General features: G+C 43.7%; 23 protein-coding genes and 1 tRNA gene. 19 read left to right on the top strand and 5 right to left on the bottom strand.

Going from position 1 to position 18,447, the window contains the following annotated elements; all coding sequences use genetic code 11:
- Window positions 1-6 precede the first annotated feature (6 nt).
- The 13 genes from ACXACJ_RS15205 (at window position 7) to ACXACJ_RS15145 (ending at window position 11,460) form a co-directional block, all read left to right on the top strand.
- Entirely contained in the window at window positions 7-693 is a 687-nt protein-coding gene (locus tag ACXACJ_RS15205; RefSeq protein WP_062303448.1) for a hypothetical protein, read from the top strand.
- Window positions 680-1,339, top strand: coding sequence for a hypothetical protein (locus ACXACJ_RS15200; protein ID WP_062303450.1), 660 nt, complete (start codon window positions 680-682; stop codon window positions 1,337-1,339). The genes ACXACJ_RS15205 and ACXACJ_RS15200 overlap by 14 nt, the downstream gene beginning before the upstream one ends.
- Window positions 1,329-1,982 (top strand): hypothetical protein, encoded by a 654-nt coding sequence (locus tag ACXACJ_RS15195; RefSeq protein WP_062303451.1) that lies wholly within the window; start codon window positions 1,329-1,331, stop codon window positions 1,980-1,982. Before ACXACJ_RS15200 ends, ACXACJ_RS15195 begins: the two co-directional genes overlap by 11 nt.
- A gap of 10 nt (window positions 1,983-1,992) precedes the next feature.
- On the top strand, window positions 1,993-2,967 hold the full coding sequence (traJ, locus tag ACXACJ_RS15190; protein ID WP_082794105.1) for a conjugative transposon protein TraJ: 975 nt from the start codon (window positions 1,993-1,995) through the stop codon (window positions 2,965-2,967).
- 21 nt (window positions 2,968-2,988) lie between these two features.
- Window positions 2,989-3,606: a conjugative transposon protein TraK gene (gene traK, locus ACXACJ_RS15185; protein ID WP_062303455.1), complete on the top strand. Its 618-nt coding sequence runs from the start codon at window positions 2,989-2,991 to the stop codon at window positions 3,604-3,606.
- 2 nt (window positions 3,607-3,608) lie between these two features.
- Window positions 3,609-3,965, top strand: coding sequence for a hypothetical protein (locus ACXACJ_RS15180; protein WP_141655499.1), 357 nt, complete (start codon window positions 3,609-3,611; stop codon window positions 3,963-3,965).
- Window positions 3,919-5,190, top strand: coding sequence for a conjugative transposon protein TraM (gene traM, locus ACXACJ_RS15175; RefSeq protein WP_176700076.1), 1,272 nt, complete (start codon window positions 3,919-3,921; stop codon window positions 5,188-5,190). The genes ACXACJ_RS15180 and traM overlap by 47 nt, the downstream gene beginning before the upstream one ends.
- Before the next feature lie 28 nt (window positions 5,191-5,218).
- Window positions 5,219-6,088 (top strand): conjugative transposon protein TraN, encoded by an 870-nt coding sequence (gene traN, locus ACXACJ_RS15170; RefSeq protein WP_082794096.1) that lies wholly within the window; start codon window positions 5,219-5,221, stop codon window positions 6,086-6,088.
- 5 nt (window positions 6,089-6,093) lie between these two features.
- Complete coding sequence (locus ACXACJ_RS15165) at window positions 6,094-6,981, top strand: hypothetical protein (RefSeq protein ID WP_062303463.1); 888 nt, start codon at window positions 6,094-6,096, stop codon at window positions 6,979-6,981.
- Between the two features lie 659 nt (window positions 6,982-7,640).
- Entirely contained in the window at window positions 7,641-8,693 is a 1,053-nt protein-coding gene (locus ACXACJ_RS15160) for a DUF932 domain-containing protein (RefSeq protein WP_062303465.1), read from the top strand.
- 59 nt (window positions 8,694-8,752) lie between these two features.
- Window positions 8,753-9,154, top strand: a complete 402-nt coding sequence (locus ACXACJ_RS15155) for a hypothetical protein (RefSeq protein ID WP_141655500.1) — start codon at window positions 8,753-8,755, stop codon at window positions 9,152-9,154.
- Window positions 9,155-9,234: 80 nt separating this feature from the next.
- On the top strand, window positions 9,235-9,570 hold the full coding sequence (locus tag ACXACJ_RS15150) for a hypothetical protein (protein ID WP_062303468.1): 336 nt from the start codon (window positions 9,235-9,237) through the stop codon (window positions 9,568-9,570).
- 318 nt (window positions 9,571-9,888) lie between these two features.
- The gene (locus ACXACJ_RS15145; protein WP_475136789.1) at window positions 9,889-11,460 is read left to right on the top strand and encodes a recombinase family protein; all 1,572 of its coding nucleotides are present in this window, start codon (window positions 9,889-9,891) and stop codon (window positions 11,458-11,460) included.
- Here ACXACJ_RS15145 and ACXACJ_RS15140 read toward each other — a convergent pair.
- Window positions 11,420-11,492: transfer RNA gene (locus ACXACJ_RS15140), tRNA-Met, on the bottom strand. The genes ACXACJ_RS15145 and ACXACJ_RS15140 overlap by 41 nt on opposite strands.
- A 94-nt stretch (window positions 11,493-11,586) precedes the next feature.
- Here ACXACJ_RS15140 and era point away from each other — a divergent pair.
- Both era and der read left to right on the top strand, forming a co-directional pair.
- Window positions 11,587-12,474 carry a GTPase Era gene (era, locus tag ACXACJ_RS15135; RefSeq protein WP_475135305.1) on the top strand — a complete coding sequence of 296 codons (888 nt, stop codon included), beginning with the start codon at window positions 11,587-11,589 and terminating at the stop codon, window positions 12,472-12,474.
- 45 nt (window positions 12,475-12,519) lie between these two features.
- Window positions 12,520-13,827, top strand: a complete 1,308-nt coding sequence (gene der, locus ACXACJ_RS15130) for a ribosome biogenesis GTPase Der (RefSeq protein WP_475135304.1) — start codon at window positions 12,520-12,522, stop codon at window positions 13,825-13,827.
- Window positions 13,828-13,831: 4 nt separating this feature from the next.
- On the opposite strand, the gene ACXACJ_RS15125 is transcribed toward der, so the two are convergent.
- Window positions 13,832-14,467 (bottom strand): hypothetical protein, encoded by a 636-nt coding sequence (locus ACXACJ_RS15125; RefSeq protein WP_475135303.1) that lies wholly within the window; start codon window positions 14,465-14,467, stop codon window positions 13,832-13,834.
- Here ACXACJ_RS15125 and ACXACJ_RS15120 point away from each other — a divergent pair.
- A complete protein-coding gene (locus ACXACJ_RS15120) occupies window positions 14,466-15,146 on the top strand; it encodes a transcription elongation protein SprT (protein WP_475135302.1) in 681 nt (226 codons plus the stop codon). The genes ACXACJ_RS15125 and ACXACJ_RS15120 overlap by 2 nt on opposite strands.
- On the opposite strand, the gene ACXACJ_RS15115 is transcribed toward ACXACJ_RS15120, so the two are convergent.
- The 3 genes from ACXACJ_RS15115 to ACXACJ_RS15105 are packed head-to-tail and all read right to left on the bottom strand — an operon-like array spanning window position 15,096 to window position 16,500.
- Complete coding sequence (locus ACXACJ_RS15115; RefSeq protein ID WP_475135301.1) at window positions 15,096-15,668, bottom strand: hypothetical protein; 573 nt, start codon at window positions 15,666-15,668, stop codon at window positions 15,096-15,098. The two genes, ACXACJ_RS15120 and ACXACJ_RS15115, sit on opposite strands and share 51 nt — an antisense overlap.
- Window positions 15,669-15,721: 53 nt before the next feature.
- The gene (locus ACXACJ_RS15110) at window positions 15,722-15,925 is read right to left on the bottom strand and encodes a hypothetical protein (protein ID WP_475135300.1); all 204 of its coding nucleotides are present in this window, start codon (window positions 15,923-15,925) and stop codon (window positions 15,722-15,724) included.
- Window positions 15,922-16,500, bottom strand: a complete 579-nt coding sequence (locus tag ACXACJ_RS15105; RefSeq protein WP_475135299.1) for a methyltransferase family protein — start codon at window positions 16,498-16,500, stop codon at window positions 15,922-15,924. The genes ACXACJ_RS15110 and ACXACJ_RS15105 overlap by 4 nt, the downstream gene beginning before the upstream one ends.
- A 221-nt stretch (window positions 16,501-16,721) precedes the next feature.
- On the opposite strand from ACXACJ_RS15105, the gene ACXACJ_RS15100 reads away from it, so the two are divergent.
- The 3 genes from ACXACJ_RS15100 to ACXACJ_RS15090 all read left to right on the top strand — a co-directional run bounded on the left by ACXACJ_RS15100 (window position 16,722) and on the right by ACXACJ_RS15090 (window position 18,383).
- The gene (locus ACXACJ_RS15100; protein ID WP_475135298.1) at window positions 16,722-17,678 is read left to right on the top strand and encodes a helix-turn-helix transcriptional regulator; all 957 of its coding nucleotides are present in this window, start codon (window positions 16,722-16,724) and stop codon (window positions 17,676-17,678) included.
- A 99-nt stretch (window positions 17,679-17,777) separates the two neighbouring features.
- Window positions 17,778-18,140 (top strand): hypothetical protein, encoded by a 363-nt coding sequence (locus ACXACJ_RS15095; protein WP_475135297.1) that lies wholly within the window; start codon window positions 17,778-17,780, stop codon window positions 18,138-18,140.
- Between the two features lie 12 nt (window positions 18,141-18,152).
- Window positions 18,153-18,383 carry a GyrI-like domain-containing protein gene (locus ACXACJ_RS15090; RefSeq protein WP_475136788.1) on the top strand — a complete coding sequence of 77 codons (231 nt, stop codon included), beginning with the start codon at window positions 18,153-18,155 and terminating at the stop codon, window positions 18,381-18,383.
- Window positions 18,384-18,447 lie beyond the last annotated feature (64 nt).

Below are 18,447 nucleotides of genomic sequence, written 5' to 3'. Positions count from 1 at the left end.
TCCATTATGAAACGAATATTCAGACCCCTGACCCTGTTTTTGATTTTTACCCTGTCCACCGTTACGGTGCAACCCGCTAAAGCCGTTCCTGCGGTGATCATTGAGATCATCCGTCAGGGGGTAAAAAAGGTAATCAAAGCCATAGACCTTAAAATACAGCGCAACCAGAATAAGATCATCTGGCTACAGAATGCCCAAAAGACGTTGGAGAATGCCCTGTCCAAACTCAAACTGGAAGAAATAGGCGAGTGGACAGAGAAACAGCGGGAGCTTTATGACCAATACTTCCAAGAGCTTTGGAAGGTCAAGAGCTACATCGCCCAATACCAGAGGGTAAAAGACATTGCCAAAAAACAAGGTCAGCTAATGGCAGAGTATCAACGGGCGTGGCGACTGATACAAGCAGACCCGCATTTTACAGCCGTGGAGCTTCGCTACATGGAAGATGTGTATGAGGGTATCCTGCTTTCCAGTGTTCAAAATTTAGAGCATGTACTGTCCGTAGTGGATGCCTTCACCACTCAAATGAGCGATGGACAGCGCTTGGAAATTATCCATAAGACGGAGAAAAATGTGGAGAAAAATCTGTCCGATCTAAGAGGGTTCAACCAGCGCAACATGCAGTTGAGCCTGAACCGAACAAGCTCACAAAAGAACCTTGAACTTTTAAAACAATACTATGGCATCCAGTAAACATTCTTCAAAACTTCTGGTGCTTTTGATGCTGATGGTCTTTGCAGCACCTGTATTCGCCCAAAACACAAACGAATGGATCAGGCAAAAAAAGACCCAGAAACGCTACTTGATCGAACAGATCATAGGACTGTATATTCAGGCAAGCCGTGTCAAAAAGGGCTACGACATCATGCGTAAAGGCTGGAATACGGTAGAGCAGATCACCGATGAAGATTATGGTCAGCACAGCGATTTTTTTGCTGCCCTGAACACGGTGAGTCCTGCGATCAAAAAGGACTATAGGGTGCTGAAAACTATACAGCTGCAAAGCTGGATACTCAAAAACTCTGGGAAGGTGTACCGGCAATTGCAAGATCAAGGCCAGTTGCAAGCCTCCACTTTACTCTATACCGACAAACTGCTCAGGGGAATCTTGAGCCAATCAAATGGTCTGATAGATGAGTTGCTCCAGGTTTTGTCCAACGACCGCCTCGAACTGGACGATGCTGAGCGGATGGAACGTTTGGAAAACATCTATCAATCCACTATGCGCCTCTTTGTACTGCAAAACGACTTTACCCGGCAGGTACTCGGCTACAGCCAAAGCCTCATTAAAACCAAAGAAAACCTCCAACGCCTTAAATATCTAAACGATGACAACTAAAACCCTCCAACAAAAAAGTAGAGGATTTGCCCTTTGCCTTTTATTGCTACTGGCCACTCAACCGATGGCAAACGCTCAAAGCCATGAAGCTGCCCAATTGCTTTTGAACTATGAGAAACTCGTCCAGTTCAAAAAAATCCTTCAGAATATGTACCAAGGCTACAAAATTCTGGACAAAGGCTACAACACCGTAAAGGACATTGCAGCGGGTGAGTTTTCCCTACACGAAGCCTTTCTGGACGAGCTTTTAAAGGTCAACCCACAGGTGCGCAATTATTACCGGGTTGCGGAAATCATCCGCTATCAGCAATACATCACGCGTGAATATAAAAACGCCCTGCAAAGTGCCCGCCAAAACGGTGGGTTCAGCCCACAAGAAGTGCTCTATCTGGGTGAAGTCTACCACAGCCTCTCCACTCAATCCCTGCGGAATTTAGATGAGCTGCTTCTTGTGATATCCGCTGGAAAATTGCGCATGAGCGATCACGAACGCATACAGGCCATCGACCGCATTTTCAGCGACATGGAAGGTATGCTCGTTTTCTTGCGCCAGTTCAACACTGAGGTGTCCATTCTTCAGCAGCACCGCTTGGCACAACAGCAACAACTCAACCGCCAAAAAGAACTCTACGGAATCCAATAAAAAAATGATTATGAAAACAAAACACTTCCTTATCCCATTGATTTTTCTGACCCTCCTTGTCTGCCCCAACATGCTTCAGGCACAAAGCGATATGCAAGCCCTAAACAGTTTGCACGGCATCCTTGACCGTCTTTATGATGAAATGATTCCCTTGAGCAGCCGCCTTATCAACGTTGCCCGTGCGTTGGCTGGCTTTGCTGCCCTTTGGTACATCGCATACCGCGTTTGGGGACACATTGCCCGTGCCGAGCCGATTGACATGTACCCTTTGCTTAGACCGTTTGCCCTGGGGCTGTCCATCCTGCTTTTCCCAACTTTATTGGCGCTCCTCAACGGGGTAATGCAACCCATTGTAAATGCTACGGCCAACATGGTGGAGGGTTCTAACCAGGCCATTGCCCGTCATTTTGATGAACAGTTCAAGGCACTATATGAAGGTTCTGGATCGGCAAGCCCGGGTAACAATGAAGATTGGCAGGTGTATGCCCAACAGGAAGATAACAACTCGATGGTCGGAAAATTTTTCTCTTGGTGGATTATGGACCAGATAAATACGGTGGTCAGCGCAATACTGCAACTGCTCTATGCTGCGGCAACCTTGTGTATCAATACCATACGCACCTTTAACCTTATTGTATTGGCCATATTGGGGCCTCTGGTGCTTGGTATTTCCATTTTTGACGGCTTCCAGCATACCCTGACTGCTTGGTTTTCCCGCTATATAAATGTATCGCTCTGGTTGCCGGTAGCCAATATTTTCGGGGCTATTCTGGCCAAAATACAGGCCAATATGATGATCGGTGATCAAAATATCCTTTCGGGAACCGCCTACATCGTCTTTATGATCATTGCCATAGTAGGCTATTTCACCGTGCCCAGCGTGGCCAATTACATCATCCAGCCAGGAGGTCGCGATAACCTTTTAAACAAGACCAATAATTTGGTACAGACTACCGCGAAGGCGGCAGCAACGGCCATTATTTAAAACCCTTTTTCCAATACAACTATGTTTAAACAACTTCTCAATATTGATACTGCCTTTAAGCACCTGCGCCTTTTCACCTTGGTGGTTGTACTGGCGGCAGCCCTTATAAGTTGCTTTTCTATTTATAAGAGCTTTCAAATGGTGCACCGTATGCAAGAACGCATCTACATACTGGCAAGCGGAAAAGCATTGGAAGCATTTTCTGCTGAACGAAAGGACAACATCCCGGTGGAGGCCAGAGATCATATAAAGATGTTTCATCACTATTTTATGACCTTGAGCCCCGATGAGGAGCTGATCAAAACAAGGGTAACCAAAGCCCTTTATCTGGCCGATGGATCGGCCAAAAATGCTTACGACAACTTGCGGGAAAGCGGGTATTACACCCGTCTGGTTTCAGGGAACATGAGCCAGGAAATTCTGATGGACAGCATCCACATTCAGACCGATAACTACCCCTTTTACTTCCGCTACTACGGCAGTCAGAAAATTGTGCGCTCCACAAGTATCGTCACTCGCAGGCTGGTCACCCAAGGGTATCTGCGCGAGGTAATGCGCTCGGACAACAACCCGCACGGCTTCTTGATCGAGAAGTGGAAGACCTTGGAAAACGAAGACATAACGGTAAAAATAAGATGACCATGAAAAAAATGGTAAGCCACTGGAATGACAAGGCCGCAGCCCTTCTGGCAGGACGCATCCTTAGCTGGCAACGAAAACTGGCAAACGTGCTTCAGGGCTGGGAAAAAAGGCTCAGCATCAAACAGAAAAAGCGAGGGCTGTTCCTGTTTTGCCTTTTAGGTGCCAGTGCCTGTTTTATTCCCCTTTACAATGGACTCTATAATACCCCTGCAAAGGCTTTGGATAGAGACCCTCAAATCATAACCAGTCCACCTATACTCCCCGATATAGATGGGCTGCAACCCGACACCCTTTCACTTAAAAAAACAAATGAAAAACCCCAAAACAAGCAATATGATGAAGACACAAAAAAATGACAAAAAACGAAGATTGCGCAGGTTGCTAATAGCCCTGCCTTTCCTGACCCTGCCCTTTATTTTACTGATATACTGGGCACTGAGCGGAGGCATTGCGGACAGCAATGCCCTGAAATTACAGGATGGCCTGAACACCAATTTACCTGAACCTGCTTTGGAGGAAGAAGCCTTGGATAAAATGGACCTGTATAAAAAAGCCGATAGGGACTCCATCAGCAAACAAGAAGCCCTGCGCAGTGATCCCTATGTGGATATGGATGAAATTTTTGACAAGAGTAATGCCAACACCTTACTTACAAAACCTACAGGCCTGCAAGAGTCAGATGAAAAAACATCCGTAGAAGTTGAAAAAGAGGTAGAGGAGAAGCTTTCCAAACTTAACGCCATCATTGGCCGCCCGGACAGCATACAAACACCTTCTAAATCAGAGCCGTCCAGCCAAGCCCAAATTACGGATACGGAGCTTGGTCAAGACATCAAGCAACTGGAAGCCATGATGCAGCAAATGAACGAGCCCATGGCAGAAGATCCGGAGATGCAGCAGATTGAAGCTATGCTGGAAAAATTACTGGACGTACAACACCCGGGAAGGGTGCGTCAGCGGCTTGCCGAACAATACGAAAAACAGCGGGGAACGATATTTTCAGTCGAACCTTACCCAACTGACGATATGCCCATTGTAGAGGGATACTTGCCAACAGAAACCAATGGTTTTTACACACTGGAAGATGGCGCCAATACTACCTACGGCATAGGGGTAAAAACTAAGCCCGCGATCAAAGCCGTAGTGCATGAAACCCAGACGCTGGTATCGGGAGCAACCATAAAAATGAGGCTCCAGCAAGAAGTCTTTATCAACGGTAGCCTAATACCCGAAGGTAGTCTGGTTTTTGGACAGTGCATTGTAGAGGGGGAACGCCTTCGGGTTACAATAGAAAGCATACGGCATGAAGACCGCATCCTCCCTGTAAGATTGGAAGTCCATAGTCTGGATGCTCTGCCAGGCATCCGCATCCCAGGAGCAATCGCACGCAAAGTTGCCAAAGATGGGACAGGCGCAGCGGTGCAGGGCATGCAAATGATGTCCCTTGATCCTTCTCTTGAAATGCAGGCCGCTTCTGCGGGTATAGAAACCGCTAAAAGCTTTTTCAATAAAAAAGTCAAACTCATCCGCGTCACCGTAAAGGCCGGACACCCAGTCCTGTTGGTGGACAAAAACAATTAAAATCAATAATCATATAAACCTTTCTATTATGAAACGAAATATCTTTTTGCTAACGCTAATCCTGTGCACCATGTTCTTTCAAAAGGGCAATGCACAAACCACTGAAAAAGCACTCTTTGAAGAAGCTTTTGTCCACGGCTACCCGATCGAGATCAGCTGGGACAAAACAACGCTGCTCGTATTTCCTACAGCAGTGGAAAGTGCAGACCGGGGCACCAAACACATCCTTGCCCAAAAGGATAAGAAAGCTTCCAACATACTTAAACTCAAAGCGGGCATGCGCGAGTTTACGGCCAGTAATTTAAACGTGATTACCGCAGACGGGCAACTGTATCATTTTAAGGTGAGCTACTGCGAAGACCCCTCGGAACTTACCATTGATATGGGCAAACAATTGGCAAGAGAAAAAGAAATGGCGCTCTTTAAAGATCTTAGCCTTAACCCGGATCAGGTCAATGCCTATGCCCAAAAGATAGCCCCCTTGAAACCTTTTTTACGAAAAAAAGAAAGGGACTACCACATGAAGCTGCACTTGCAGGGTGTCTACATTGTCGAGGATATTTTGTTTTTCCAGTTTGGTCTTTCCAATACCTCTCGTATTGACTACCGTATTGATCAGCTTCGCTACACGGTAAAAGACCGAAAGCTGGCCAAGCGTACAGCGGAACGCCAAGAGGAAAAAATGCCTTTGCTCAACTGGTTTGAATCGGGTGAGGGTGTGAGCGGGCAGCACTCCAATACATTGGTAGTTGCCTTTGAGCAATTCACCATTGCCGATAAAAAGGAATTTGTCGTGCAAATTCTCGAAAAGAGCGGAGACCGTCACCTGACCCTGCGCATAAAGGGAAAAGACATTTTAAAGGCACGTCCGTGGCTGAATACTAATATTAAAAGATAAACATTATGAATACTGAAAATTTAGAAAACTTAGAAAAACAACTGATGTATGCCGGTTTTGGACAGGATTTAAACACTGCCCTCGAACGTCAGATCAGTCAGGGGGTAGAGGAGTTTCAGCTTACCAAGGATATGGAAATCACAACTCATTCGCTGGATTTTAAGCTGTATTTCCGAAAGTCCGATGACAACGATACCTATTATTTCAATAAGTACGATGTGAAGATGGAAGATGCCAACGGAAAACAAAAGGAGCATACCTTTTACAAAAACCAGAACATCTCCGCCAAAGAAGCATTCAACCTCTTGCAGGGACGGGCTGTAAACAAAAACCTGTTTGACAAAGAGGGCAAGATGTACAACGCATGGCTGGAACTAGATTTTAAAAATACCGATGACAACGGACGGTATACCTTAAACTCCTACCACGAAAAATATGGCTACGACATGGAAAAGGCACTCGCGAAACTCCCATTGGCGGAGCTTAAAAATACCGAGCAGCGCGATAAATTGATCTACTCTCTTAAAAAAGGAAATTTGCATACCGTAAGGGTAGTGGATGGCGATGAAAACCAGAAGTTGTTTTTACAGGCCAACCCTAAATACAAAGGCTTTGGGTTGTATAATGATACGATGCAGCGTTTGGGCAAAGAAGACATTGCCCGGCTCAAAGGTTTGAAAGAAAAAGAAGTCCCTGATGTGACACAAGACCAGAAACAAGCCAAGCAAGAGGCACAGGACAAAAAGGAAAGCAGCGGCCAGCGTAAAGGGCAAAAAGCAACTGAAAAGAAAGAGCCGTCAGGAAAAAGGCAAACGGCAGCCCAAAAGAATGCCGCGAAGCCCCGTGGACAAACCCCTCAAAAAAGAACAAGGGGAAAAGGAGCTAAAGTGTAAATGATTTTAGCTCTTTCTAAAAGTAAGCCACTTCTGTTTTACAATGGAAGTGGCTTTTTGCTTTATAGATTTCCGCTTTGGTTGTTATGAAAAATGATTAAAACGCAATAAGGTCGGGGTAATTTTTAGATTCTGCTCCTTTTAAAGCAAGTCTATCAAATTCACTTCTTCCCAAATCAGGTTTTCCTTTCGGTCGTTTCCCCGTCCAAGGCCGGAGCCGGGCTATACGCTTTTACTCCTCACCACCGATGGCGGCTGCGGGGTAACCGCTGCTATCCCTAACGCAAGGCCAAGCCTGTCCTATTTAAAATCTCCATTGAACCTTTGTTGTTAAAATGCCGACCTGTTTGACCCCATAAAATGCCAATCCTTGAAGAGGTTTAGTTTTTTAAAAGAACGGCATAAAAGCGCAGCTAAGATAGTGGCTGCTTTCCTCAACCTTTGTAAAGGGAGTCCAAAAGGGACGTCATAAACACATGCCCTGCGCGCCTCCCATCCTTTAAGCCGTTTCCTTTTGTCCCAATCCCAGCCCCTCCTTTATCGCTTTCTTTTTTGCCGTTTTTTCTTTTAAAAAACAGTGTTTTTGATGAGTGAGGCTTTGTAGCTAAAGGAAACTAGGGCAATCGGTAAGAAGTGTAAACATTTAAAACTTAAAAATTATGGGACACAACATCCATTTTAATGAAAACACTGGAAAGCACAGTTTTTTTAGTGTACAACAAAAAGCATGGCACGGGTTGGGGCAAATCGTCAGCGATTACCCAACCAGTGAACAGGCCATGCGCTTTGCAGGCTTGGACTATGAAGTCATTAAACAACCGCTCTTTACTGTGGGCAGCGAAGCACCCGAAGACGATATAAGTATTCCTGAACTTGTAGTACCAGACCACTATGCCACCGTGCGTACCGATAATCACGAAGTATTGGGCGTAGTGGGCGAAAGCTACCAAGTAGTGCAGAACCGTGAGGCGTTCAGCTTCTTTGACACCATAGTTGACGGGGAAGGAATCCTGTACGAAACAGCAGGGGCGTTGGGCAAGGGCGAACGTATCTTTATTACCGCCAAACTGCCCGGCTATATCCGTGTGGGCGATGATGATTTGGTAGAGAAATACATCTTTCTGACCACCTCCCACGATGGAATGGGCAGCATAACCGCAGCCTTTACCCCCGTGCGCATCGTCTGCAACAATACCCTTAATGCAGCACTGAAAAACCATACCAATTGCGTTAAGATCAGGCACACCGCCAGTGCATCCGAACGGCTCAAGCAAGCCCATAAACTTATGGGCATCTCCAATGCTTTGGCCGATGAACTCGAAGGCCTGTTCAACAACTGGACTTCTGTGCGCATTACCGACAAGGAGGTAAAACGCTTGATACAAATGGCTTTGGCACCCAATCGGGAAACCCTCGCACACCTGCAAAAAGGTGAGGAAGAAGAACTCTCTACCTGTTTTAACAACATGGTAAACGCAGCTTTTACCTATGCCATGTCCAATGAAACCCAACAACTGGCCACTACCAAAGGCACTTTGTTTGGGGCGTACAATACCGTTACAGGCTATTTTCAGAACGTGCGCAGCTTCAAAGATCAGGAAGCCAAGTACACCTCAATTATGAGTGGTACGGGCAAACTACGGGCGCAGTCCGCTTTTTCTATCTGCAACGAGTTTGCCCATAGCGGTAAGCAAGCCCTTTTTCTCAATTAATCAAAAAGGGGGCGGGATTTAACCGCTCCCTATATAAACCACTATTAAAAAAACACATTATGAAACCCCTTCAAGAACTGGATAACGTAACACGCGCTCACCTTTTACACCAATTGTTCCCTAGTCAAATGCCACGCTTTTTGGAGTTTGCCGAAGACTTGGGGATTACCACCTTAGAGCGAAAAGAGCAATTGGCAAAAACATGGGACAACTCCTTTATATCCCTTGAGCTGTGGATAGGGTTTGCCCGTCATACCGCCCACACCATACAGCGGTATGGCAAGAAACTGCACAAATCCCCACGGTTGTTTGCAGACCAGCTTTTTGATGGGCTGAACGCTTGCTTTATGAGCCATTGCCTGTACCAGTTTACCCATGTCAGGGAAAGCACAGACCCCAAGTTTAAACAGGCCGTGCAACTGCTTTTTGTCTATCAGTCCAGTGAAGAAAAAGGGAAATAAATAAAACAATGGGCAGGACAGTCCCAAGCTGGCTGCCCTGTTTTCAAAAACGGTACGGATTACCATAAAAATATACGATTATGAGAACAGCAACATACTTTCAGAACCATTGGGATAGCCTGAACAGGGAACTCGAAGCATGTATAAACCATACCGCACAAGCCCTTTTGGGCGGTGCGAACAGTATAGAAAGGGACGTAGCCCATTACGGGGTATGTTTGGGCGCTCACGAGCCAATCCTCAACGGCCATCCACTATTGGAATCTCTACAGGTTACCACAGATGGTCTTTTTATACAACTCGAACTGATCGAGGAGTATGCAGCCTTCGGAGAAATTACAACCCTTTCCATGCCCGACAAGATTGTACTGCTCAGCGTACTCCAAAGCGAACTGCCCGAACCTCGATATACCTAAAATTAAGGCCTTTGAAAACGGATTCTTTTTGGCCTAAAAGGCGTGAATAAAATAGGGTGTACAGCCGATCGCCAAGAGCTCAACTATATAATTATTTCACCCACCTTGGGTATGCAGGGTGAATAATTTCTAGGAACAACCTTGACTTTTACCCCTTGGTAAAGGTCAAGGAATGAAGAAAGCAGGAAGGGTTAAACCGAAGGATGTCGTAGAAATTATGAGCAAAAACAACTGCGATATTTCACTTAATGAAGCCGCAAACATACTGGATTTCATGCGGAAATTCGCTATTTTAGCTATAGATCAAGCTTTGAAAAAATGAAGATAGCAGACCTTTACATACGTGTAAGTACAGACGAACAAGCAGAAAAAGGGTACTCCCAAAGAAATCAGGAAGAAATGCTGTTGAAGTATTGCGGCATTCACAATATTCAGGTGCGCAACCTGATCTTTGAAGACCATTCGGCCAAAACCTTTGAACGCCCTGAGTGGAAAAAACTGCTGATTAACTTGCGCACGGCAAAGGCCAAACACAGCAAGGCAAACCTTATACTGTTTACCAAGTGGGACCGTTTCAGCCGCAATGCGGGAGATGCCTATCAAATGATTGGAGTTTTGCGCAAGCTTGGGGTAGAACCACAGGCCATCGAGCAGCCCCTTGACCTTGCCATACCCGAAAACAAAATGATGCTGGCCTTCTATTTGGCAGCCCCAGAAGTGGAGAACGACAGGCGTGCCCTCAACACATACTTTGGCATGCGCAGGGCAAGAAAGGAAGGCCGCTATATGGGCGTAGCACCAGTAGGGTATAAAAATACCCGTGACAAAGTAGGCAACAAAATCATTGCCTTTGACCAGCCACAGGCGTCCGTGCTGATATGGGCTTTTGAAGAGCTGGCAAAAGACAGGTTTGCAGCAGATGAAATACGAAAGATGGCCAATCAAAAAGGGCTCAGATGCAGCAAGTCCAACTTTTGGACAGTAATCCGCAACCCTGTTTATTGTGGTAAAATTAAAGTAGAGCAGTACAAAGACGAAGAAGCCCACCTTGTGGAAGGACAGCACGAAGCCTTGATTTCCGAACAATTGTTTTATACGGTACAGCAAGTATTGAATGATAGAAAAAAGAAATTGCGCACAGGAGCAAAAATCACCTCCGATGAAATGCTGCCTTTAAGGGGGTTTTTAAAATGCCCCAAGTGTGACCGCATGTTAACGGGCAGTGCTTCCCGCAGCAGGTTAAAGCGCTATTACTATTACTATCATTGTATATCCTCCTGTGGCATCCGCTACAAGGCGCCAGAGGCCAACGCCCTGTTTGAAAAAGAACTGGGGAAATTCAGGCTGAAGGATGGAATGGAAGAGGTGTATCGAAAGCTGGTCAAAGAAGTATATCTGGACGCTACCTCAAACCATCGGGAATCAAAGAAAAAGGCCATTGGGGAAATAGAAAGGCTAAATCAAAAGCTCACCAAGACACGTAACCTGCTTATTGCAGATGTCATTGACAGTGATGATTTTCAGGCGGTCAAAACAGACTGTCAGGAAAAAATAAGAAGGCTTGAAGCCACAGTAATAGCCTCAAATGAGCAAAGGCCAAACATTAATGCCACATTGGACAAAGCTTTGAGCAGCCTTTCCAACTTGGATATGCTCTACACCAATGCCCCTGTCAAAGAGAAACGTATCATAATAGGTTCAATATGGCCTGAAAACTTGACCTATGATGGAAAGTGCTATCGAACCCACAGGGTGAACACCGTTGCTTCTTATATATATACTGTAAATCAAGAGGTTATAAAAAAGAAAAGCCGTGCAAAATCAAGTTTTGCACGGCAGTTCGGTGTAGTAGCGGGAACAGGACTCGAACCTGTGACCTTTGGGTTATGAGCCCAACGAGCTACCAACTGCTCCATCCCGCGATGTATCAACTTCAGTCATTTCCGAAGTGGGACACAAAAGTAGGTGATAAATTCATTCTAAACAAGTACCTTTGCAAACTAATTTAAAGAATTTATGTCTGATCGTCCGCATAAGGCTGGTTTTGTGAGTATTATAGGTAAACCTAATGTTGGAAAATCTACTTTGATGAATGCCATGGTGGGCGAAAGGCTCTCCATAATCACCTCAAAAGCTCAAACAACACGCCATAGAATCATGGGGATTTTGAGCGGAGAAGATTTTCAGGTCATTTATTCCGACACTCCTGGTATTATTAAACCCGAATATGAGCTTCACGAATCAATGATGCGTTTTGTGACCAGTTCGTTTGAAGATGCCGATGTTGTGCTTTTCGTTACGGATTTGTACGAGAAATATAATGGTGAAAGACAGATTGATTTTCTCAAGGATTTGAATGTTCCTGTGATTCTGGTAATGAACAAACTGGATTTGGCCAATGGTTCTCAGGCAGAAGACAAAGTTGCTTATTGGAAAGAAATCATGGATTTTGACGATACCATTATGGTGTCGGCTTTGCAGAATGAAGGCATTGAAGAGCTCTTTGCCAAAATCATTGAGCATATGCCCGAGCATCCTGAGTTCTTCCCAAAAGACACTCTAACGGATAAGCCCGAAAGGTTTTTTGTGGATGAAATGATCCGTGAGAAAATCTTCAAAAAGTATAAAAAGGAAATTCCTTATAGCTGCGAAGTGGTTACAACTTCTTTTAAAGAAGATGACAAAATCATTCGTATTTCAGCCGATATTTATGTGGAACGCACCAGCCAAAAGGGCATTATTATTGGCCATAAAGGTGAGGCAATCAAGAAAGTAGGCATTGAGGCGAGAAAGGATTTAGAAGCCTTTTTTGGTAAACAGATTTTTCTGGAAACCTTTGTGAAGGTTGAAAAGGACTGGAGAAAGAAAGAAGCTAAACTGAAGAGGTTTGGCTATACTAATTAGAGGTTAGTACAAAGAACTTAGAATTTAGAACTTAGAACATAGAAAATGGCGAACATAGTTGCTATTGTGGGAAGGCCCAATGTGGGGAAGTCGACTTTCTTTAACCGTTTGGTGGAAAGAAGGCAGGCTATTATGGACAATGAAAGTGGTGTGACCCGCGATAGGCATTATGGTTATGCCCAATGGGTGGGCAAACATTTTACCGTTATCGATACTGGTGGGTATGTAACGGGTTCCGAAGATGTTTTTGAAGGAGCAATCCGAACTCAGGTTGCTGAAGCCATGGAAGAAGCATCTGTCATTTTATTTATGGCCGATTGTCATGACGGTCTCCATCCTTTGGATAAAGAATTTGCCCGCATTGTGCGCGGAATTCGCAAGCCTGTTTTGGTGGTGGCCAACAAGGCCGATACAGCAGAGAAATCATACATGTCCAATGAGTTTTATGAATTGGGTTTGGGCGAGGTTTTTCCAATTGCTGCGGCTAGTGGTTCAGGTACCGGAGACTTATTGGACGAAGTGGTTAAGCATTTCGAAGATGATGGAGAACAAAACCCTGAAGATGGAATTCCACGCATTGCCATTCTGGGAAGGCCGAATGCAGGTAAATCTTCTTTTGTAAATGCACTTTTGGGCAAGGAAAGAACCATTGTTACCGATGTGGCTGGAACTACCCGCGATTCTATCAATACTCGTTATACGCTGTTTGGTAAAGATTTCATTTTGACTGATACTGCTGGAATTCGAAAGAAGTCTAGAGTTCATGAAGATATTGAGTTTTACTCTGTAATGCGAGCGTTACAGGCACTTCAAGATTCCGATGTTTGTGTGTTGATGGTGGATGCCGTTAGAGGTTTGGAATCTCAGGACATGAACATTATCAACCTTGCGCTTAAATACAGAAAGGGCATCATGATTATGGTGAACAAGTGGGATTTAATCGAGAAGGATTCTAATACCATGAAAAAGTTCATTGCTGCCATGGACGAAAAGCTAGGCCAGCTCACTTGGATTCCAAAGATATTCACTTCTGTAACCGAAAAGCAGAGGATTTTCCAGGCCATCGAAATGGCGGTTCAGGTACATGAAAATAGAAATCGTAAGGTAGCAACTTCTCAGTTGAACGAAGCAATTCTTCCTGAAATTGAGCATTATCCACCGCCAGCAATTAAGGGTAAGTATGTTAAAATCAAATATATTACTCAGTTACCTACAAAGGCGCCAACCATAGCGTTTTTCTGTAATCTTCCTCAGTATATCAAGGAACCTTACGAACGTTATTTGGAGAACAAAATCCGTGATCACTTTGAGTTCGATGGCGTGCCTGTGAACTTGGTGTTCCGACAGAAATAATTTACTAGCAAGTCTCGAACATACGGTTAATCTTTGTTCGAGACTGCTTTGAAAACTTTTGCTTTTTAGGGTGTTCCGAACTGTTTTTTAAAAAGTTTTGAAGCGCAGTATAAACCAACAAGCGCGAATACATGGCAGGATTTTGCTCTGTTTCCTCTACTACTGATTCGCTTTGCCAAACCAGTTTGCCGTCTTTCGCTCGGAAAAGCTTCACCTTGAGTTTGTGCTGAAATTCAACGTAATGTCGGTAAACGGGGTAGCTTACTTTGCTTTCCACGGTATATTCCTCTTCTTCTCCTTCTTCATTTTCTTTTGTGATCGTACTCGAAGTTTTTCCTTCCGAAGTAGATTGCGAGGTACGGGGAATTGGGCCGCTTGAACTTAACTGATAAGTAATTCTATAAGGCGATTCTTCAGAGGAAGAAGTTTGAATGCCCAGCTTTTCGATTTCTGTGGCTATGGATTGTGAAATCAATAATAAAGAAAGGTCTTTTTCTGCTGGTTTATTATCAATAAAAATGGAATCAATTTTAATTCCATGCGCTTCTTCTAAAGCGTACGTGTCGGTAGAAACTGTAAGTTTGTAGAGCGAACAAGAAGATAATAGCACTAAAAAAGCGAGAGGTAAAAGTGTTTTCATGGAGAATGATTTGAGAAAAGTTTTATCAAGAAAAGTGCCAGAGAAGGCGGTTGAGTATTGCATAGAATTATGGAGAAAACACCCATTCAGCTTCGTTTTGACTAAAAGGCGCCTGAGCAAACTCGGTGATTATCGGTACCTTCCAAAAGATAAGTCGCATACCGTAACCGTAAATGGAGACTTAAATCCGTATCAATTTTTGATTACATATGTGCACGAGGTAGCTCATAGGGTGGCTCATAAACCTAGGTCGAGGCAATTGCCACATGGCCCTGAATGGAAGAATACTTTCAAGGATTTAATGCTGCCTATGTTGAATGCTGATGTTTTTCCTGATGAGGTGCTTCGAGTTTTGGCCAAACACATGAAGAATCCGAAGGCAAGTACTTCGGCCGATCATAAATTGGTGCAGGTTTTGGCGGTTTATGATCCGGAGTCCAGTTCTGCTTTTACTTTAAATCAGGTGGCTTTGGGCGATGAATTTCTGCTGAGAAAAAGAAGTTTCCGCAAGCTTGAAGTAAAAAGAACCCGCGCGCTTTGCCTTGATTTAGGTAATGGCAAGCGATATCTCATTCCTCAAATTGCCGAAGTTCAATTGGCTGACAAAGCCCCGCAGAAGCCTTCTGATTTAGCTCAAATCAATTCTTCGGCTGATCAGCAAATGAAGCTTTTCGAATAGCTGCCGAGGTTTTAGTGTTCTCCAGTTTACCGTGTCTAGCTCCCCTCCAAAGTTTAGGTAGCTATCAAGGTTGTAAACTTTCATCTCGTCCGTTACAAAATCCCTGAAGTTGATGGCGCAAATCCAGCCATCTTCCATGTCTTCAAACCATTCTTCGTAATAACTGTCGTCCGAACCGTGAAAATTCAAAATATTCTCGCCAATCAGTATGTATTTGTTGATTCCCAAACCATTGAAATGATCCACGATATTTCTTTTGAAATGCATGATGTCATTGTTCAGGGCATCGTTCCATTCTCCAATAAACTCAATAATGATATAGCCAAGATCGTAATCTGTATATAGAATTTTGATATAGAGCGTTTCTGAGCCCATAAAATCCCAATGCGGATCGATGTAGTATCCATAAATGGTTTCTGAATACAAATCGAAATTGTATTCCTTTCCATCGTATGGGGAATTGGGGTCTTCGGCTACGTTATAGTATTTCAGCCAGCTATAATAAGGTTCAATGGTATGCATACTCACAGGTTGAGTTTATGTAAGAACTATAAAATGCTGGGAGAGTTCCCTGTTTATTCTTCGGGTGGCCTGTTCATTTCGAGTACCACTTTCCATAGGGTTCCTAATAGCATCATAGTGAAACCTATAACTAACAATGTGTTTTTGGTATTTGCAGGTATGGTAGTGAAAAAACTGATGATGATTATGCCTATTACCAAGCTAACTCCAACGATAGCTACTGCCGATACAATTTTGATAATGGAATCTCTTCTCATGGACGTTTAAGACGGGGAAAAATGGCCGGAACATTTTCTTTGTACTTCACATATTCGTCACCGAATTCAGCCATTAGCTTTTTCTCTTCTAGGTGTATGCCTATAGGAAGGTAGAGGCACAGCGCAACCAAGCTAATAAGGTTGATAAGGAGGGGATTGAAAATAAAATAACCTAGAAAGAGCATTAGAGTGCCTGCATAAAGAGGATGCCGGATAACGCCTTGAACTTTGTCCTTTTTCAAAGTTTTGGCGTCCGCATTGTCTTTTTTGAAACCCATAAAACTGCGAAAGCTGTAATTCCTAAAGGCTCTTTTGATCACAAAAAGCCCCATAGTGGCTAAAAGTAATCCGATATATGAAGTGGTAGAGCTTGGGGGAAGTACAAATCCGCTGTAAATACTTGCTCCAACTAAGAGTAAAAAAGCAAGGCTTAAGGTGGAAAACAGGCTGTAAATCAGTCGGTAGGTTTGGGCTGAAAGTGGAACACTCTGTTTTAGCTTGTTGCTGGCAAGTAAACTATGAAGTACATAATAAAGCACCCAAAAGCCGAAAAACAGAATGTGGTTAACAAACATACGTTAGCAATGATACTTATATTTTTTCGCTCTTGTAGCTTGCCTTTCGTACATCTATTTTTTTTTATGCAAACGGTCTTTAATACCGCTCAACTTGGGCGGTATTCCTAATTAAGGTTTTTATTTTTATGCTGAAATTTTACTGTGTCAAATCTGAATTTCTGTTCGGATTTTGGCGCTGTAATGGCTAACTCTCTCATTTTTAAAGTAATTCCGTTTTCATGAATCGAATCGATAGGCTTGCCGCTATACTTGTTCAGCTTCAGTCTAAAAAAGTGGTGACTGCCCAAGAAATTGCCGATCGGTTCGATATTAGTTTACGAACGGTTTATCGAGATGTAAGGGCCTTGGAAGAAGGCGGAGTTCCTATTGGAGCCGAAGCTGGTAAGGGCTACTTTATCATGGATGGTTATTATTTGCCTCCCGTTTCTCTTACTCAGCCAGAAGCAAATGCTTTGGTTTTGGGCGCCAAGCTTATTGAGGGGCAAACCGATCATTCCATTAAAAACCATTTTGCTGAGGCCATGCTGAAAATCAAATCGGTTTTAAAGACCAATGACAAAGCAAGACTGGAAAAACTGGAATCCCAGATAAAGATTGGCACCGTACAAAAGCCCGATAGAGAGGATTTTCCGAATAACTTTTTGGCGACAATTCAGCAATCGTTGATTGAACAAGCCGTATTGCGATTTAGGTATTATGCCAGTTATTCTGATGATTATACCACGCGCGAAGCAGAACCTTTGGGTTTAGTGTTTTATGGAAATAGGTGGCATTTGCTGGCCTATTGTAAGCTGAGAAAAGCCCCGCGTGATTTCCGTGTAGATCGCATTGTGAAGCTAGAAAAACTCGAAGAACATTTCGAAGCGAAGGATAAGGCTGCTTTTGATGGTTTTGTCGATACTCTGATTTTTGGAACGGAACTTCTTGAGGTTGAAATCGCTGTAAAAAGGAATGTGGCTCGCTTTATTTCCGACCAAAAATTCTACCATGGTTTTGTAAGTGAAACCCAACAGGGCGATCAAACCCACATGAAGTTTTTGGTGCCTAGTTTGGGCTATTTTTCGCGCTGGTTGCTCACCATAGGCGATGCTGCCAAAATTATTAGTCCACCAGATTTAAGAAGGCATATGCTTGAAAGAATTCAAGAGCTTTCTCAGCATTATCAAGCCGATTGATAAAAATTGATTTTTCGATTTTTCTACTGACATAGGGTTGTCACTAGGTGGTTTTTACTTCGCATATATAATCGAAGTTTTAACCCAAATCCCAACGCTATGATCATCACCAAATTAGATTTCATCAAGTCCTATCCTGAGTACTACACGGCTAGCCGAAAGCCTAAAACAGTTGAGTTGGAGCCTTATACTTACATCACTGTTCAAGGCAAATCTGCACCCAATTCTCCACAATTCAACAATGCGATTAACCAGCTTTATGCACTTGCCTTTGGTATAAAATTCAAGTTTAAAGCAATGGATATGGATTTTAAAGTTCCGAAAATGGAAGCGTTTTGGTGGTCGGAAGGAGATCTGCCTTTTGATGAAACCCCAATAGAAGAATGGTGTTGGAAGCTGATGTTTAGGGTGCCAGATTTCGTGGGCGATTTTGAATTTGGGTCGGCTATTGAAGATTTATAAGCCAAGCATAAGATAGCTGAAGATCACAATCTAAAACTAGAGTCGATTTACGAAGGGAAAAGCATTCAAATCATGCATGTGGGTTCATATTACAATGAAAGAGAGTTGTTGGAAAAGCTTTTCGCTTACGCTAATGAAAATGGCTTTCAACTCAATGGTCATCATCATGAAATCTACATTTCAGACCCTAGCAAAGTGGAGGAGTCTAAATTGAGAACTGTAATCCGTTATGCCGTTAAGTAGTGCTTTCTTCTTTTAAAATACAATTTTCAATTCTTCATGTAAAGCCAGGGCATACGGTTCTGGC

The organism is Roseivirga sp. AWQ4_251, assembly GCF_056158225.1.
This window is presented reverse-complemented; position numbering and strand designations above follow the sequence as displayed.

Bases quoted from the DNA above. Each gene is read 5' to 3' on its own strand.
- ACXACJ_RS15205 (WP_062303448.1), top strand. From the start codon at position 7: ATGAAACGAATATTCAGACCCCTGACCCTGTTTTTGATTTTTACCCTG.
- ACXACJ_RS15200 (WP_062303450.1), top strand. From the start codon at position 680: ATGGCATCCAGTAAACATTCTTCAAAACTTCTGGTGCTTTTGATGCTG.
- ACXACJ_RS15195 (WP_062303451.1), top strand. From the start codon at position 1,329: ATGACAACTAAAACCCTCCAACAAAAAAGTAGAGGATTTGCCCTTTGC.
- traJ (WP_082794105.1), top strand. From the start codon at position 1,993: ATGAAAACAAAACACTTCCTTATCCCATTGATTTTTCTGACCCTCCTT.
- traK (WP_062303455.1), top strand. From the start codon at position 2,989: ATGTTTAAACAACTTCTCAATATTGATACTGCCTTTAAGCACCTGCGC.
- ACXACJ_RS15180 (WP_141655499.1), top strand. From the start codon at position 3,609: ATGAAAAAAATGGTAAGCCACTGGAATGACAAGGCCGCAGCCCTTCTG.
- traM (WP_176700076.1), top strand. From the start codon at position 3,919: ATGAAAAACCCCAAAACAAGCAATATGATGAAGACACAAAAAAATGAC.
- traN (WP_082794096.1), top strand. From the start codon at position 5,219: ATGAAACGAAATATCTTTTTGCTAACGCTAATCCTGTGCACCATGTTC.
- ACXACJ_RS15165 (WP_062303463.1), top strand. From the start codon at position 6,094: ATGAATACTGAAAATTTAGAAAACTTAGAAAAACAACTGATGTATGCC.
- ACXACJ_RS15160 (WP_062303465.1), top strand. From the start codon at position 7,641: ATGGGACACAACATCCATTTTAATGAAAACACTGGAAAGCACAGTTTT.
- ACXACJ_RS15155 (WP_141655500.1), top strand. From the start codon at position 8,753: ATGAAACCCCTTCAAGAACTGGATAACGTAACACGCGCTCACCTTTTA.
- ACXACJ_RS15150 (WP_062303468.1), top strand. From the start codon at position 9,235: ATGAGAACAGCAACATACTTTCAGAACCATTGGGATAGCCTGAACAGG.
- ACXACJ_RS15145 (WP_475136789.1), top strand. From the start codon at position 9,889: ATGAAGATAGCAGACCTTTACATACGTGTAAGTACAGACGAACAAGCA.
- era (WP_475135305.1), top strand. From the start codon at position 11,587: ATGTCTGATCGTCCGCATAAGGCTGGTTTTGTGAGTATTATAGGTAAA.
- der (WP_475135304.1), top strand. From the start codon at position 12,520: ATGGCGAACATAGTTGCTATTGTGGGAAGGCCCAATGTGGGGAAGTCG.
- ACXACJ_RS15120 (WP_475135302.1), top strand. From the start codon at position 14,466: ATGGAGAATGATTTGAGAAAAGTTTTATCAAGAAAAGTGCCAGAGAAG.
- ACXACJ_RS15125 (WP_475135303.1), bottom strand. From the start codon at position 14,467: ATGAAAACACTTTTACCTCTCGCTTTTTTAGTGCTATTATCTTCTTGT.
- ACXACJ_RS15115 (WP_475135301.1), bottom strand. From the start codon at position 15,668: ATGCATACCATTGAACCTTATTATAGCTGGCTGAAATACTATAACGTA.
- ACXACJ_RS15110 (WP_475135300.1), bottom strand. From the start codon at position 15,925: ATGAGAAGAGATTCCATTATCAAAATTGTATCGGCAGTAGCTATCGTT.
- ACXACJ_RS15105 (WP_475135299.1), bottom strand. From the start codon at position 16,500: ATGTTTGTTAACCACATTCTGTTTTTCGGCTTTTGGGTGCTTTATTAT.
- ACXACJ_RS15100 (WP_475135298.1), top strand. From the start codon at position 16,722: ATGAATCGAATCGATAGGCTTGCCGCTATACTTGTTCAGCTTCAGTCT.
- ACXACJ_RS15095 (WP_475135297.1), top strand. From the start codon at position 17,778: ATGATCATCACCAAATTAGATTTCATCAAGTCCTATCCTGAGTACTAC.